At 65.5% G+C, this 12,941-nt stretch carries 12 protein-coding genes; 11 read left to right on the top strand and 1 reads right to left on the bottom strand.

All coding sequences use genetic code 11. The features are described from left to right. Positions 1-32: 32 nt before the first annotated feature. Entirely contained in the window at positions 33-929 is an 897-nt protein-coding gene (locus FZZ93_RS00660; RefSeq protein WP_149320404.1) for a LysR family transcriptional regulator, read from the bottom strand. 316 nt (positions 930-1,245) lie between these two features. Between FZZ93_RS00660 and leuC the strand changes: the two genes are divergently transcribed. The 11 genes from leuC (at position 1,246) to FZZ93_RS00605 (ending at position 12,941) form a co-directional block, all read left to right on the top strand. Then, entirely contained in the window at positions 1,246-2,685 is a 1,440-nt protein-coding gene (leuC, locus tag FZZ93_RS00655) for a 3-isopropylmalate dehydratase large subunit (protein ID WP_149320403.1), read from the top strand. A 3-nt stretch (positions 2,686-2,688) separates the two neighbouring features. Next, entirely contained in the window at positions 2,689-3,333 is a 645-nt protein-coding gene (gene leuD / locus FZZ93_RS00650) for a 3-isopropylmalate dehydratase small subunit (RefSeq protein WP_149320402.1), read from the top strand. A 204-nt stretch (positions 3,334-3,537) separates the two neighbouring features. Continuing rightward, complete coding sequence (gene leuB / locus FZZ93_RS00645) at positions 3,538-4,617, top strand: 3-isopropylmalate dehydrogenase (RefSeq protein WP_149320401.1); 1,080 nt, start codon at positions 3,538-3,540, stop codon at positions 4,615-4,617. Positions 4,618-4,709: 92 nt separating this feature from the next. After that, positions 4,710-5,822, top strand: a complete 1,113-nt coding sequence (asd, locus tag FZZ93_RS00640) for an aspartate-semialdehyde dehydrogenase (protein WP_149320400.1) — start codon at positions 4,710-4,712, stop codon at positions 5,820-5,822. Positions 5,823-6,024: 202 nt separating this feature from the next. Beyond that, positions 6,025-6,957 carry a tRNA pseudouridine(38-40) synthase TruA gene (gene truA / locus FZZ93_RS00635; RefSeq protein WP_149320399.1) on the top strand — a complete coding sequence of 311 codons (933 nt, stop codon included), beginning with the start codon at positions 6,025-6,027 and terminating at the stop codon, positions 6,955-6,957. Next, positions 6,950-7,591: a phosphoribosylanthranilate isomerase gene (locus FZZ93_RS00630; protein ID WP_149320398.1), complete on the top strand. Its 642-nt coding sequence runs from the start codon at positions 6,950-6,952 to the stop codon at positions 7,589-7,591. Before truA ends, FZZ93_RS00630 begins: the two co-directional genes overlap by 8 nt. Positions 7,592-7,642: 51 nt before the next feature. Continuing rightward, positions 7,643-8,857, top strand: a complete 1,215-nt coding sequence (gene trpB, locus FZZ93_RS00625; RefSeq protein WP_149320397.1) for a tryptophan synthase subunit beta — start codon at positions 7,643-7,645, stop codon at positions 8,855-8,857. Positions 8,858-8,866: 9 nt separating this feature from the next. Beyond that, positions 8,867-9,670, top strand: a complete 804-nt coding sequence (gene trpA / locus FZZ93_RS00620) for a tryptophan synthase subunit alpha (RefSeq protein ID WP_149320396.1) — start codon at positions 8,867-8,869, stop codon at positions 9,668-9,670. Between the two features lie 205 nt (positions 9,671-9,875). Next, entirely contained in the window at positions 9,876-10,916 is a 1,041-nt protein-coding gene (gene accD / locus FZZ93_RS00615) for an acetyl-CoA carboxylase, carboxyltransferase subunit beta (RefSeq protein ID WP_149320395.1), read from the top strand. A gap of 10 nt (positions 10,917-10,926) precedes the next feature. Then, positions 10,927-12,234, top strand: a complete 1,308-nt coding sequence (gene folC, locus FZZ93_RS00610) for a bifunctional tetrahydrofolate synthase/dihydrofolate synthase (protein WP_149320394.1) — start codon at positions 10,927-10,929, stop codon at positions 12,232-12,234. Continuing rightward, on the top strand, positions 12,231-12,941 hold the full coding sequence (locus FZZ93_RS00605; protein WP_149320393.1) for an SPOR domain-containing protein: 711 nt from the start codon (positions 12,231-12,233) through the stop codon (positions 12,939-12,941). Before folC ends, FZZ93_RS00605 begins: the two co-directional genes overlap by 4 nt.

The raw sequence follows: 12,941 nt of genomic DNA, 5'->3' as shown, positions 1-12,941 counted from the left end.
GCGACAAGTCAGACACGGCGAGGCCTCATTGATCATTCCCGCCAGGCGAGCGCTTCTGGGGTGCGTGCGGCATCGAGCATGTCGAGCATCGCCCGGGCGGCATTGGAAAGCGTGCGGCTGCGGTGGACCAGGTAACCCAGGGGGCGGTGAATGGGTGGATGGTCCACGTCGAGTTCGTGCAGTTCGCCGGCCACCATGCTCTCGGGCAGCAGGCTCCAGCCCAGGCCGATGCTGGCCATCATCTTGAGGGTCTCCAGATAGTTGGTGGAGATCGCCTCCGGCAGATCGAGGCCGGCAGTGGCGAAGCGCGACTCGATCAGCGTGCGGGTGAAGGTCAGCGGTCCAGGCAGCACGGCGGCGTGATCGCACAGTTCGTGCAAGGCCAGGCATCGACGCCTGGCCAGCGGGTGGCCCTTGGCGCAGACGAAGCAGAGCCGGTCGACCCAGACCGGTACGGTTTCCAGTTGGGAATCCGGGTGCGGTGCCAGGGTCGCTGCGGCGATCTCCAGTTCGCCGTCGAGAACGCCCTGGTAAGCTTGTTCGGAATCCAGGAAGTGCAGATCCAGGCGCACCTCGGGATGGCAGCGGGTGTAGCGCTCGAGTAGCGGCGGCAGTCGGTGCAACCCGAGATGGTGGCTGGTGGCCAGCGTCAGGCGGCCGGCGATATCGCCGCTGAGGTTGCCGAGCGCCCGCCGGCTGTCATCGACCATCACCAGGATGCGCCGCGCCCGGGGCAGCAACAGGCGGCCGGCCTCGGTCAGCGCGACGCGCCGGCCGATGCGATCGAACAGCCGAGCATCGATCTGCCCCTCGAGCACGGCGATGCGCTTGCTGACCGCCGGTTGTGTCAGATGCAACTGCTCGGCGGCCCTGGAGAAGCTGCCGTTGTCGGCCACGGCCAGGAAGGCCTGCAAGCTTTGGGTGTCCATGATGTCTCTCCTGGATTTGTATTCCAGAAAGGAATTCAATAAATAAATAACATGAATTGCTTTTATGTGCGCGCCGCGGGAGACTGCGGGAAAAGGGGCGAAGGGCCAGACTAGACCCCAAAGGTGCGCTGCATAGCTGAACAGCGCCGGGGACAGGCCGATGAAGAGGTCCGATTCCAAGGAAGGAGTCGGTAGCGTACAGGGACGTATTCACAGCGCCTCCTCAAAGGCCTGTCATCGGAAAAGCTGCGATGTTGGCGCCGTACTTTTCGAGACCGACCGGACACGCACAGGGCCGCAGGCCCGGGAGAACGAGATGGCAGGCCAGACACTCTACGACAAACTGTGGTCGCAGCACCTGGTGAAGGAGCGCGACGATGGTACCGCACTGATCTACATCGACCGCCATCTGCTGCACGAGGTGACTTCGCCCCAGGCCTTCGAAGGGCTGCGGTTGGCGGGGCGTCGGCCGTGGCGGCTGGATGCCAACCTGGCGACCCCGGACCACAACGTGCCGACCACTTTGCTGGAGCGTGCCGAGGGCAACGCTGGGATCAAGGATCCAGTGTCGCTGATCCAGGTGCAAACCCTGGATGACAACTGCGAGTCCTTCGGCATCGAGGAATTTCGCATCAATGATCCGCGCCAGGGCATCGTCCACGTGGTGGGCCCCGAGCAGGGCGCGACCCTGCCGGGCATGACCGTCGTCTGCGGGGATTCCCACACGGCGACGCACGGTGCCTTCGCCGCGCTTTCCCACGGCATCGGTACCTCCGAGGTGGAACACGTACTGGCCACCCAGTGCCTGCTGGCGCAGAAGATGAAAAACATGCAGGTTCGCGTGGAAGGCGAGCTTGGCGAAGGTGTCACCGCCAAGGACGTAGTGCTGGCCATCATCGGCCGCATCGGCACCGCCGGCGGTACGGGGTGTGCCATCGAATTCTCCGGCAGCGCCATTCGTGGGCTTTCCATGGAAGGGCGCATGACGGTCTGCAACATGGCCATCGAGGCCGGTGCCCGGGTCGGGCTCATCGCCGTGGATGACACCACCATCGACTATCTCCGCGATCGTCACTATGCGCCCCGGGGCGAGCAGTGGGACGCGGCGGTGGCCGACTGGCGCAACTTGGTCTCCGACGATGACGCGGTGTTCGACAAGGTCGTAACCCTCGACGCCGCCGAGATCGAGCCTCAGGTGTCCTGGGGCACCAGCCCGGAGATGGTCGCCGGTATCGGCGGCGAGGTGCCCGATCCGGCCGAGGCCGACGACGACACGGCGCGTACCGGCATCACTCGGGCGCTGGAGTACATGGGGCTGGCGCCGAAGCAGAAGATCACCGATATCCGGCTCGACAAGGTCTTCATCGGCTCCTGCACTAATTCGCGAATCGAGGATCTGCGCGCGGCCGCCAAGGTTGCCAAGGGCCGCAAGGTCGCCGATTCGATCGCCCTGGCCATGGTGGTGCCCGGCTCCGGCTTGGTGAAGCGCCAGGCCGAGGAGGAAGGTCTCGATCAGATCTTCATCGATGCCGGCTTCGAGTGGCGCGAGCCGGGCTGCTCCATGTGCCTGGCCATGAATGCCGACAAGCTGGGAGCCGGCGAGCATTGCGCCTCGACGTCGAACCGCAACTTCGAGGGTCGCCAGGGCTATGGCGGCCGGACGCACCTGGTGAGCCCGGCCATGGCCGCCGCCGCCGCCATCGCCGGTCACTTCGTCGATGTCCGCCAATTCGACGCCGCTGCGCAGGAGGCTTGAGCCATGCAGAAATTCGAACGTCTCGACGGCCTGGTCGCGCCAATGGATCGCGCCAATGTCGACACCGACCTGATCATTCCCAAACAGTTTCTGAAGTCGATCAAGCGTAGCGGCTTCGGCGTCAACCTGTTCGACGAGCTGCGCTATCTCGACGAGGGCCAGCCCGATCAGGATGTCTCTGCGCGTCCGATAAATCCAGACTTCGTGCTCAATCAGCCGCGTTACCAGGGGGCGAGCATCCTGCTGGCGCGCCAGAATTTCGGCTGCGGCAGCTCCCGCGAGCATGCGCCCTGGGCGCTGGCCGACTATGGCTTTCGCGTCGTAATCGCGCCCAGCTTCGCCGATATCTTCTACAACAACGCCTTCAAGAACGGCATCCTGCTGGTCAAGCTTTCCGAGGCCGAAGTCGACCGGTTGTTCGAGGAAGTGGCGGCGAACGAGGGCTATCGGCTCGACGTGGACCTCGAGACACAGCGTGTGATCACGCCGTCGGGAGAGCTGCTCGAGTTCGAAGTGGATGAGTTTCGCAAGCATTGCCTGCTCGAAGGGCTCGATGACATCGGCATCACCCTGCAGGACGAAGACGCCATCCATGCGTTCGAGCAGAAGCACCGGGCGGCGCGTCCCTGGTTGTTCCGAGAAGCCTGAATCGGCGAGAGAGACACTTCGCCTTAACGGCTGGTGCCGATCAAGGTCGGCTTCTCAACGCATATGGCAGCGGAGCGTCGGGAGCAGGCCGGAGAGGAGGTCCGGCGCCAGGGATGGCGTCGGTAGCGCCCACGGATGGGTTTACAGCGCCTCCTCGACGGCCTGTCGCCGAATCAGCTCCGCCCACTCAACAAGGAAAACACGATGACACGCAAGATTCTGGTTCTCCCGGGCGATGGCATCGGCCCGGAGATCACCGCCCAGGCCAGCCGGGTGCTGGCCGCCTGCCAAGCGCAGGGATTGGATGTCGAGGTGGCGGAAGCGCCGGTCGGCGGTGCCGCCTATGATGCCGAGGGGTCGCCGCTGCCGGAGGGCACCCTGGCCAAGGCGCGTGCCGCCGATGCCGTGCTGCTCGGGGCTGTGGGTGGCCCCAAGTGGGACAAGCTGGAAGACATCAGCAAGCGTCCCGAGAAGGGGCTGCTGGGGCTGCGCAAGGAGCTCGGCCTGTTCGGCAATCTGCGGCCGGCGCTGCTCTATCCGCAACTGGCCGAGGCCTCGAGCCTCAAGCCCGAGCTGGTCGCTGGCCTCGACATCATGATCGTGCGCGAGCTGACCGGTGGTATCTACTTCGGCCAGCCGCGCGGCATCGAAGAGCGCGATGGCCAGCGAGTGGGCTACAACACCTATGTCTACTCCGAGGCCGAGATCGAGCGCATCGGCCGCGTGGCCTTCGAGATGGCGCAGAAGCGCGGCAAGAAGCTCTGCTCGGTGGACAAGGCCAACGTGCTTGAAGTGACCATGTTGTGGCGCGAGGTCATGGAACGTCTGGCGCCGGAATACCCGGACGTCGCGCTGTCGCACATGTACGTCGACAACGCCGCCATGCAACTGGTCCGCGCGCCGAAGCAGTTCGACGTGGTGGTCACCGGCAACATGTTCGGCGACATCCTCTCCGATGCCGCGGCCATGCTGACAGGGTCGATCGGCATGCTGCCCTCGGCGTCGCTCAACGAGAGCGGGCAGGGCATGTACGAGCCCTGCCATGGCAGTGCGCCGGACATCGCCGGCCAGGGGCTGGCCAATCCGCTGGCGACCATCCTCTCGGTGGCCATGATGCTGCGCTACTCGCTGGGCGAGCCGGCCCTGGCCGAACGCATCGAGGCCGCCGTCGGCAAGGTGCTGGACGACGGGCTGAGAACCGCCGATATCGCCGCCGAAGGCGAGCGTTCGGTATCGACCAGCGAGATGGGCGATGCCGTGCTGGCGGCCTTCGAGGCGCTGTAAATACCCGGCGTCGGGCATGACGCGGGCACCGCGTCGATGCTTGGCGTTGCTTGCTGTACACTAATAAGTTCACTTTTTCTGGAGGACTTCACATGTTGAAAGTCGGTTTCGTCGGATGGCGTGGCATGGTGGGCTCCGTGCTCATGCAACGCATGGTGGAAGAGGGAGACTTCAATGGCATCGAGCCGATCTTCTTCACTACCTCTCAGGCTGGTCAGCCTGGTCCCGACGTCGGCGTGGACGTGCCTCCGCTGAAGGATGCCTTTGACCTGGAGGCGCTGAAGGCCCTGGATGTGATCGTTACCTGCCAGGGCGGTGACTACACCAAGAAGGTCTTTGATGACCTGCGCGGTGGTGGCTGGAAGGGCTACTGGATCGATGCCGCCAGCACTCTGCGCATGGCCGATGAGGCCACCATCGTGCTGGATCCGGTCAACCGCAAGGTCATCGACGATCAGTTGGCGCGTGGCGCCAAGACCTTCGTCGGCGGCAACTGTACCGTCAGCCTGATGATGATGGGCCTGGGCGGCTTGTTCGAGGCCGATATGGTCGAGTGGATGACCTCCATGACCTATCAGGCGGCTTCCGGTTCCGGCGCCAAGCACATGCGTGAGCTGCTGAGCCAGATGGGGGCGCTACGCGATAGCGTGTCCAATGAGCTGGCCGATCCCGGCAGCGCCATTCTCGATATCGACCGCAAGGTCACCGCGGCCATGCGCGGCGGCGACTTCCCGGTCGATAACTTCGGCGCCCCGCTGGCCGGCAGCCTGCTGCCCTGGATCGACTCCAAGCTTGACAATGGCCAGAGTCGAGAAGAGTGGAAGGGCTCGGTGGAGACCAACAAGATCCTCGGTCGGCAGGAGAACCCGGTGCCCATCGACGGGCTCTGCGTGCGCATCGGTGCCATGCGTTCCCATAGCCAGGCCTTCACCATCAAGCTCAAGCAGAATGTGCCGCTCGACGAGATCGAGGAGCGCATCGCGACCCATAACGATTGGGTCAAGTTGGTCCCCAACGACAAGGATGCTACCAACGAGAGCCTGACGCCGGCCGCCGTTACTGGCACTCTGACCGTGCCGGTGGGCCGCCTGCGCAAGCTGGCCATGGGCGGCGAGTACCTGTCCGCCTTCAGCGTCGGCGACCAGCTGCTGTGGGGGGCCGCCGAGCCGCTCAAGCGGATGCTCAGGATCCTGCGCGAGCAGTGAGTCGTCGGGCGGTGTCGCTTTGGGGCGTACATCGTCATGCAAGCACAGGGGCGCCTCGCAAGGGGCGCCCCTGTGCTTTGTGTCATCCGTTCTCCGGCGCGGGTGGCGTTCCTCCCGCTTGGCGGGGATAATGCTTCGGCATTATTCATGCCACTGCCGGCCTTTGCCGGTACGCTTCGCTAGCCACCAACCTGACAGCGCCATGAGTCTCTTTCAACGCCTCGACGAACACCATCCACTGAGCGGCCGCCTGGCCATGGCCGTGGAGTATGACGGCAGCCAGTATTGTGGCTGGCAGTGGCTCAAGCACTCGGCCTCGGTGCAGGCGTCGCTGGAGAAGGCGTTGTCGCGGGTGGCCGGCGCGCCGGTCCGGGTGCATGCCAGCGGACGCACCGATTCCGGGGTCCACGCGACTCGCCAGATCGTGCATTTCGATCCGCCCGCGCCGCGCTCCGAAAAGGCCTGGGTGTTCGGTGCCAATGCCAACCTGCCACGCGATATTGCCGTGCGTTGGGTCATGCCGGTCGGCGAGGACTTTCACGCCCGGTTCAAGGCGCTGGCACGACGCTATCGCTATGTGCTGCTCAACCAGTCCAGCCGCCCCGTGCTGGAGCGGGCCAACGTCACCTGGTGTCGCGACCCGCTGGATGCCGAGGCAATGCATGAGGCGGCACAGGTGCTGGTGGGCGAGCATGATTTCTCGAGCTTTCGCGCCGCCGGCTGCCAGTCGACGTCACCCTGGCGGCACCTGCATTTCATCGAAGTGCATCGGCACGGCCCGTTGGTGGTGGTGGATGTGCAGGGCAATGCTTTTCTGCACCACATGATTCGCAACATCGCCGGCGCCCTGATGACGGTAGGGCGAGGCGAGCAGGGCACCGATTACCTGGCCCGGCTGTTGGCACTCAAGGATCGCACCCGGGGAGACGTGACGGCGCCGGCCAGTGGCCTGCATTTTGTCGACTCCCTTTACGATCCCGCCTGGGGATTGCCCAGCGAGCCGCTGGGGCCAAACCTGTTGGCGTTTCTGGGCGAGTGGACTGGCGAGCGGCCCTTGCCGGAGAGTTCTCGGCCCGAGCTTCGACGTGGCCGATCCAGGGCCGAGGTATGCGTCGAGGAGGGTGATGATGCTTGATCATGCCATGTCTACCGGGCGAACCCGCGTCAAGTTCTGTGGGCTGACCCGGCCCGAGGATGTGGATGCCGCCGTGGCCTTGGGGGCCGATGCGCTGGGATTCGTGCTCTGGCCCGGCAGCAAGCGGGCCATCGAGCTAGACCGCTTGGCAGCGCTTGTGGCTCGAGTGCCGGCCTTCGTGACGCGCGTGGGGCTGTTCGTCGATCCCGAGCCGGAGTGGGTGGAAAGGGCGGCCGAGCATCTCGACCTGTTGCAGTTCCATGGTGATGAGTCGCCGAGCCGGTGCGCGGCCTCCGGCCGGCCCTGGATCAAGGCGCTGCGCATGCGTGACGGGCTGGATCTGGACGGCGCCGCCGAGGACTACGCGGGGGCTCGGGCCTTGCTGCTCGATGCCTACCGTCCCGGCGTGCCCGGCGGCACCGGCGAGACGTTCGACTGGTCGCGAATCCCCGCAACCCTGGCAAAACCTGTTATCCTCGCCGGAGGCCTCACGCCGGCCAATGTGGCCGAGGCCATCGCGACGGTGGCGCCCTTCGCGGTGGATGTTTCCGGTGGTATCGAGGCCGCGCCCGGACGCAAGGACGTCGCTGCCATGACGGCCTTTCTGGACGCGGTGCGACTCGCCGACGCCTGACCGCTTTTCGCGCTTTCTACAATTCTACACCGATCCTGTGAGGTGTCTTTCGTGAGCAAGTTCAGTGACCTGACCCGACTGCCGGACGAGCGCGGCCACTTCGGCCCCTATGGTGGCCGGTTCGTTTCGGAGACCCTGAGCTTCGCCCTGGAGGATCTGGAGAAGACATACCTGCGTCTTCGCGATGACCCGGATTTCCAGGCGGAATTCGACCATGACCTGGCCCACTACGTGGGGCGTCCGTCACCGCTCTATCATGCCGAGCGATGGTCGAAGCAACTCGGAGGAGCGCAGGTCTGGCTCAAGCGCGAGGATCTCAACCACACCGGCGCCCACAAGGTGAACAACACCATCGGCCAGGCGCTGCTCGCCAAGAAGAGCGGCAAGCCAAGGGTCATCGCCGAGACCGGTGCAGGGCAGCACGGCGTGGCCACGGCCACCGTGGCCGCTCGCCTGGGCTTGTCGTGCGAGATCTACATGGGCGCTGAGGACGTCGAGCGCCAGAAACTCAACGTCTATCGCATGCACCTGCTGGGGGCCAAGGTCGTCCCGGTGGAGTCCGGCACCCGGACGCTCAAGGATGCCATGAACGAGGCGCTGCGCGACTGGGTCACCAACGTCGACGACACTTTCTACATCATTGGCACCGTGGCGGGGCCGCATCCTTATCCGATGCTGGTGCGCGACTTCAATGCCGTGGTCGGTCGCGAGGCGCGTCGTCAGTCCCTGGAGGAGTTCGGTCGCCTGCCCGATGCGCTGATCGCCTGCGTGGGCGGAGGCTCCAATGCCATGGGCCTGTTCTATCCCTTCGCCGAGGATGACGACGTCGCCATGATCGGCGTGGAAGCCGGAGGAGACGGCCTGGCGACCGGGCGCCACGCGGCGCCGCTGGCTTCCGGTGCGCCGCGTGGTGTGCTGCACGGTAATCGCACCTACCTGATGTCGGATGAAGGCGGGCAGGTGTCCGATACCCATTCGGTCTCGGCGGGGCTCGATTATCCAGGTGTCGGGCCGGAGCATGCCCTCTGGAAGGACGCGGGACGGGTCGAGTATGTCGCGGCCGATGACGCGGCGGTGCTCGAGGCCTTCCGCGAGTTGACCCTGGTGGAGGGCATCATGCCGGCCCTGGAATCCTCCCACGCCCTGGCTCATGCCAAGCGGCTGGCGCCGACCATGCGGCCCGACCAGCACATCGTGGTCAACCTTTCCGGACGTGGCGACAAGGACATCATGACCGTCGCCAAGCTCGACGGCATCGAATTCTGAGGAAGCCTGATGAACCGTATCGATCAACGTTTCGCCGATCTCAAGGCTCAGGGCCGCCGCGCGCTGATCCCCTATATTACCGCTGGTGACCCCGCGCCGGCGTACACGGTGGGCTTCATGCATGCCCTGGTGCGCGCCGGGGCCGATGTCATCGAGCTGGGGGTGCCGTTTTCCGACCCGATGGCCGATGGCCCGGTGATCCAGAAGGCCTGCGAGCGCGCATTGCGCCACGGCGTACGCCTGGGGCACCTGTTCGAGATGGTCAGCGAATTTCGCCGTGACGACCCCGATACGCCGGTGGTACTGATGGGCTATCTCAACCCCCTGGAGCGACTCGGCTTCGAAGAGTTCGCCGATCAGGCCAGCGCGGCCGGAGTCGACGGCGTGCTGCTCGTCGACATGCCGCCGGAAGAGGCAGACCTGCTGGGCCCCGTGCTCGAGTCGCGAGGGCTGGCCTCGATCTTCCTGGTGGCCCCTACCACTTCCCGTGCCAGGGCCGCTACAATATGCGCCCACGGCGAGGGATATCTCTACTATGTTTCGCTCAAGGGCGTGACCGGTGGTGCCGCCGCCGATGCCGACGATATCGCGGCCCATCTGGCACCGCTTCGCGAGATGACCGACTTGCCCTTGTGCGTGGGCTTCGGTATTCGTGATGGAGCCTCGGCGGCGGCCGTCGGGCGTGTGGCCGATGGCGTGATCGTCGGCAGTGCCCTGGTCAGCCGTATCGCCGAGAATGCTGACCGGCCCGAGGTGATTCCTGCCGCCCTTGAGGCGGTCCTGGGCGAGATGCGCCGGGCCCTGGACGCCTGAGCACCAGTTTGAGGTCGGCCATTCGGCGTTGAAATCGCGTGCAAGATGCTCTCGTTTCGTCCTGGGCAGCGCTTTTTCACTCGATTCCGCCTTTTCGGCCCGGGCTCGCGAGCCTCGGAGCAGGCACCAGCCGGGCTTGAGCCGACTGTTTTGATTTTGGCCCTCGTTACATGGGGGCGACAGCACAAAGGGAAGCGATTCTGACATGAGCTGGCTAGACAAGATCGTGCCTTCGGTGGGGCGCATTCAGCGCAAGGAGCGGCGTACGAGCGTCCCCGATGGCCTGTGGCGAAAGTGCCCGAAGTGCGAGTCGGTACTCTACCTGCCGGAACTCGAGAAGCACCATAACGTCTGCCCCAAGTGCGATCACCACCTGAGGCTGACGGCACGCAAGCGACTGGACTGGTTCCTCGACAAGGAAGGGCGTGAGGAGATCGCTGCTGATCTCGAGCCTGTCGATCGTCTCAAGTTCCGCGACTCCAAGAAGTACAAGGACCGCCTCAGTGCGGCCCAGAAGGCCACTGGCGAGAAGGACGGCCTGGTTGCCATGCGGGGCTCCCTGGAGGGGTTGCCGGTGGTGGCCGTGGCCTTCGAGTTCACCTTCATGGGCGGCTCGATGGGTGCCGTGGTGGGTGAGAAGTTCGTGCGTGCCGCGACCCAGGCGCTGGACGAGGGCATTCCGCTGGTCTGTTTCTCCGCCTCGGGCGGGGCGCGCATGCAGGAGGCGCTGTTCTCGCTGATGCAGATGGCCAAGACCTCTGCCGCCCTGGAGAAGCTCAAGCAGGCCGGCGTGCCCTACATCTCGGTGCTGACCGACCCGGTATTCGGCGGTGTCTCGGCGTCGCTGGCCATGCTCGGCGATCTCAATATCGCCGAGCCCAATGCCCTGATCGGTTTCGCCGGCCCCCGGGTCATCGAGCAGACGGTTCGCGAGCAATTGCCCGAGGGCTTCCAGCGCAGCGAGTTTCTACTCGAGCACGGTGCGGTGGACATGATCGTCCATCGTCAGCAGATCCGCGAGCGGCTGGGTGGCGTGCTGCGCAAGCTGACCCACCAGCCGGCCAGCGGCCCCGCGGTGGTCGAAAACGACGAGCCGGATCTTGTCGATGCAGCGGAGCAGGCCGAACCGCAGCCCGAAGAACCCGCGGCAGCGGAGACGGCGGAGTCCGAAGCGTCCACCGAGAACGGCGTCCGGACGGATAGCGAGAATACCGACGAGTCGCCACGTCCCGGCGACCAGCGTTGAGTTTGGAGCCATGCACGATGCTTCCCTCACCCCGCTCGATGCCTGGTTGAGGCGACTGGAGGCGGCTCACCCGGTGGGTATCGACCTCGGCCTCGAACGGGTGGCCGAGGTTGCCCGTCGTATGGGGCTGCTCGATGGCCCGCTGGCGGGGCGTGTGATCACCGTGGCCGGCACCAATGGCAAGGGCTCCAGCGTGGCCATGCTCGACGCCCTGGCTCGGCAGCACGGTCTGTCCGCGGCCACTTATACCTCTCCTCATTTATTGCGTTACAACGAGCGGCTGTGCCTGGACGGGCGCAAAGCCGATGATGTCACCTTGATCGCTGGTTTCGAGGCGGTGGAAGCCGCGCGGCTCGATGGCGAGCCGATCAGTCTGACCTACTTCGAGGTTGGCACCCTGGGGGCGCTGCATGCCATTCGGGCCTTTGCTCCCGAGGTGGCGATTCTCGAGGTTGGCCTTGGCGGCCGTCTCGATGCGGTCAACATCCTCGACGCCGACGTGGCGGTGGTGACGACCATTGCCCGGGACCACGCGGCTTTTCTGGGCGATGATCTCGAGAATATCGGTCGCGAGAAGGCCGGCATCATGCGTGCCGGCCGGCCCGCCGTGCTCGGCTCGCGCGACTTGCCGGCCAGCGTGCGGGCCACTGCCGAGTCGCTGTCGGCGCCGGTGCATGCCCTGGGCGAGGCCTATGGGGGCGAGCGCGATGGGACGTCGTGGCGCTGGTGGGATGCAGCCGGCAAAGTGTTCGCCGGACTACCCGACCCTGGGCTGCCGCTGGACAATGCGGCGACGGCCTTGGTGGCGTTGCAGCTGGCCGGTGTCGAGCTCGACGAAGCGGCCTGCCGGCGAGCCCTGGCGAGTGTCGTCCTGCCCGGTCGCATGCAGTGGCGCGGCAACTGGTGCCTGGATGTGGGACACAACCCCCAGGCGGCGGCCTATGTGGCCGGTCGGCTCGCCGAACGTCCCGTCGAGGGGCGAACTCTGGCATTGCTCGGCATGCTGGGCGACAAGGATGCCGATGGGGTGATCGATGCGCTGGCGCCGTCCATCGATGCCTGGCTGCCGGTGACGCTGGAGGGCGAGCGGGCGCGCAGCGCCGATGAGCTGGCGGCGCGTCTGGAAGCGCTCGGCCAGGACGTCGTGCATCGAGAAGCCTCGCCGGCGCGCGGTGCAGCCTGGCTCGAGGCGCATCTCGCCCCCGGAGATCGTGTGCTGGTCTGTGGCTCCTTCTTTACTGTCGGTGATGTGCTGGCGTCCTGGGCGTCACGGGCACAGACTGAATCGGATGATTGGCCCATCGAGGGAACGACATGAAATACGGTATGCGCGAGCGGATCAGCGGAGCCTTGATTCTCATTGCCCTGGCGGTGATCTTCGTGCCTTTGCTGTTCGACGATCCGGCACCGCGCGAGGAGCGTCCCGAGCCGACGCTGACCATCGAGCAGCCGATCGAGGTCGAGCGGCGTGACCTCGAGGAGCCGACGCCGCCGGAAAGCCTCGATGAGCGTGCCGCCGAGCAGGACTCGACGTCTGCGGGTGCTGAAACCGAGACCGAAGTGAACCGCGAGCCTGTGGAAAGCGTGACGACCGGCGGCGACGCCGAGAATCAGCAAGCGGCAGTGAACGAAGAGCCCCAGACGTCGAGCGAGGATGAGGCCGCATCGAGCTCCCGGGAGACGTCGGACAGCGATGCAGCGACGACCGGTGACCAGGACTCGGCGACGGAGCAGAGGGACGATCCGATTGCCGAACTGGCCCGGGCCGCCGACGAGCGCCAGGCCGCGGCCACGCAGGGCGGTGACTGGGCCATCCAGGTCGGCAGCTTCGGCGAGTCCGCCAATGCCGAACGCTTGCAGGCACGCCTGGAGGAGCAAGGCTACCCCGCCTATCGCCGCTCGCGCGAGAATGACCTGACCACGGTTTATGTCGGCCCCTATGCCAGTTCGGAAGTGGCGGAAGGCGTCATGGGCAAGCTTAAGGCGGGGCTCAACCTGCAAGGCCTGTTGGTGAGGACCAAGTGA

This window comes from Halomonas eurihalina (assembly GCF_008274785.1).
Lineage (GTDB): Bacteria > Pseudomonadota > Gammaproteobacteria > Pseudomonadales > Halomonadaceae > Halomonas > Halomonas eurihalina.
The sequence above is the reverse complement of the archived record's forward strand: the minus strand, read 5'-3'. Positions and strand labels throughout refer to the sequence as shown.

Bases quoted from the DNA above. Each gene is read 5' to 3' on its own strand.
- leuD (WP_149320402.1), top strand. From the start codon at position 2,689: ATGCAGAAATTCGAACGTCTCGACGGCCTGGTCGCGCCAATGGATCGC.
- FZZ93_RS00605 (WP_149320393.1), top strand. From the start codon at position 12,231: ATGAAATACGGTATGCGCGAGCGGATCAGCGGAGCCTTGATTCTCATT.
- FZZ93_RS00660 (WP_149320404.1), bottom strand. From the start codon at position 929: ATGGACACCCAAAGCTTGCAGGCCTTCCTGGCCGTGGCCGACAACGGC.
- leuB (WP_149320401.1), top strand. From the start codon at position 3,538: ATGACACGCAAGATTCTGGTTCTCCCGGGCGATGGCATCGGCCCGGAG.
- asd (WP_149320400.1), top strand. From the start codon at position 4,710: ATGTTGAAAGTCGGTTTCGTCGGATGGCGTGGCATGGTGGGCTCCGTG.
- FZZ93_RS00630 (WP_149320398.1), top strand. From the start codon at position 6,950: ATGCTTGATCATGCCATGTCTACCGGGCGAACCCGCGTCAAGTTCTGT.
- truA (WP_149320399.1), top strand. From the start codon at position 6,025: ATGAGTCTCTTTCAACGCCTCGACGAACACCATCCACTGAGCGGCCGC.
- leuC (WP_149320403.1), top strand. From the start codon at position 1,246: ATGGCAGGCCAGACACTCTACGACAAACTGTGGTCGCAGCACCTGGTG.
- trpA (WP_149320396.1), top strand. From the start codon at position 8,867: ATGAACCGTATCGATCAACGTTTCGCCGATCTCAAGGCTCAGGGCCGC.
- accD (WP_149320395.1), top strand. From the start codon at position 9,876: ATGAGCTGGCTAGACAAGATCGTGCCTTCGGTGGGGCGCATTCAGCGC.
- folC (WP_149320394.1), top strand. From the start codon at position 10,927: ATGCACGATGCTTCCCTCACCCCGCTCGATGCCTGGTTGAGGCGACTG.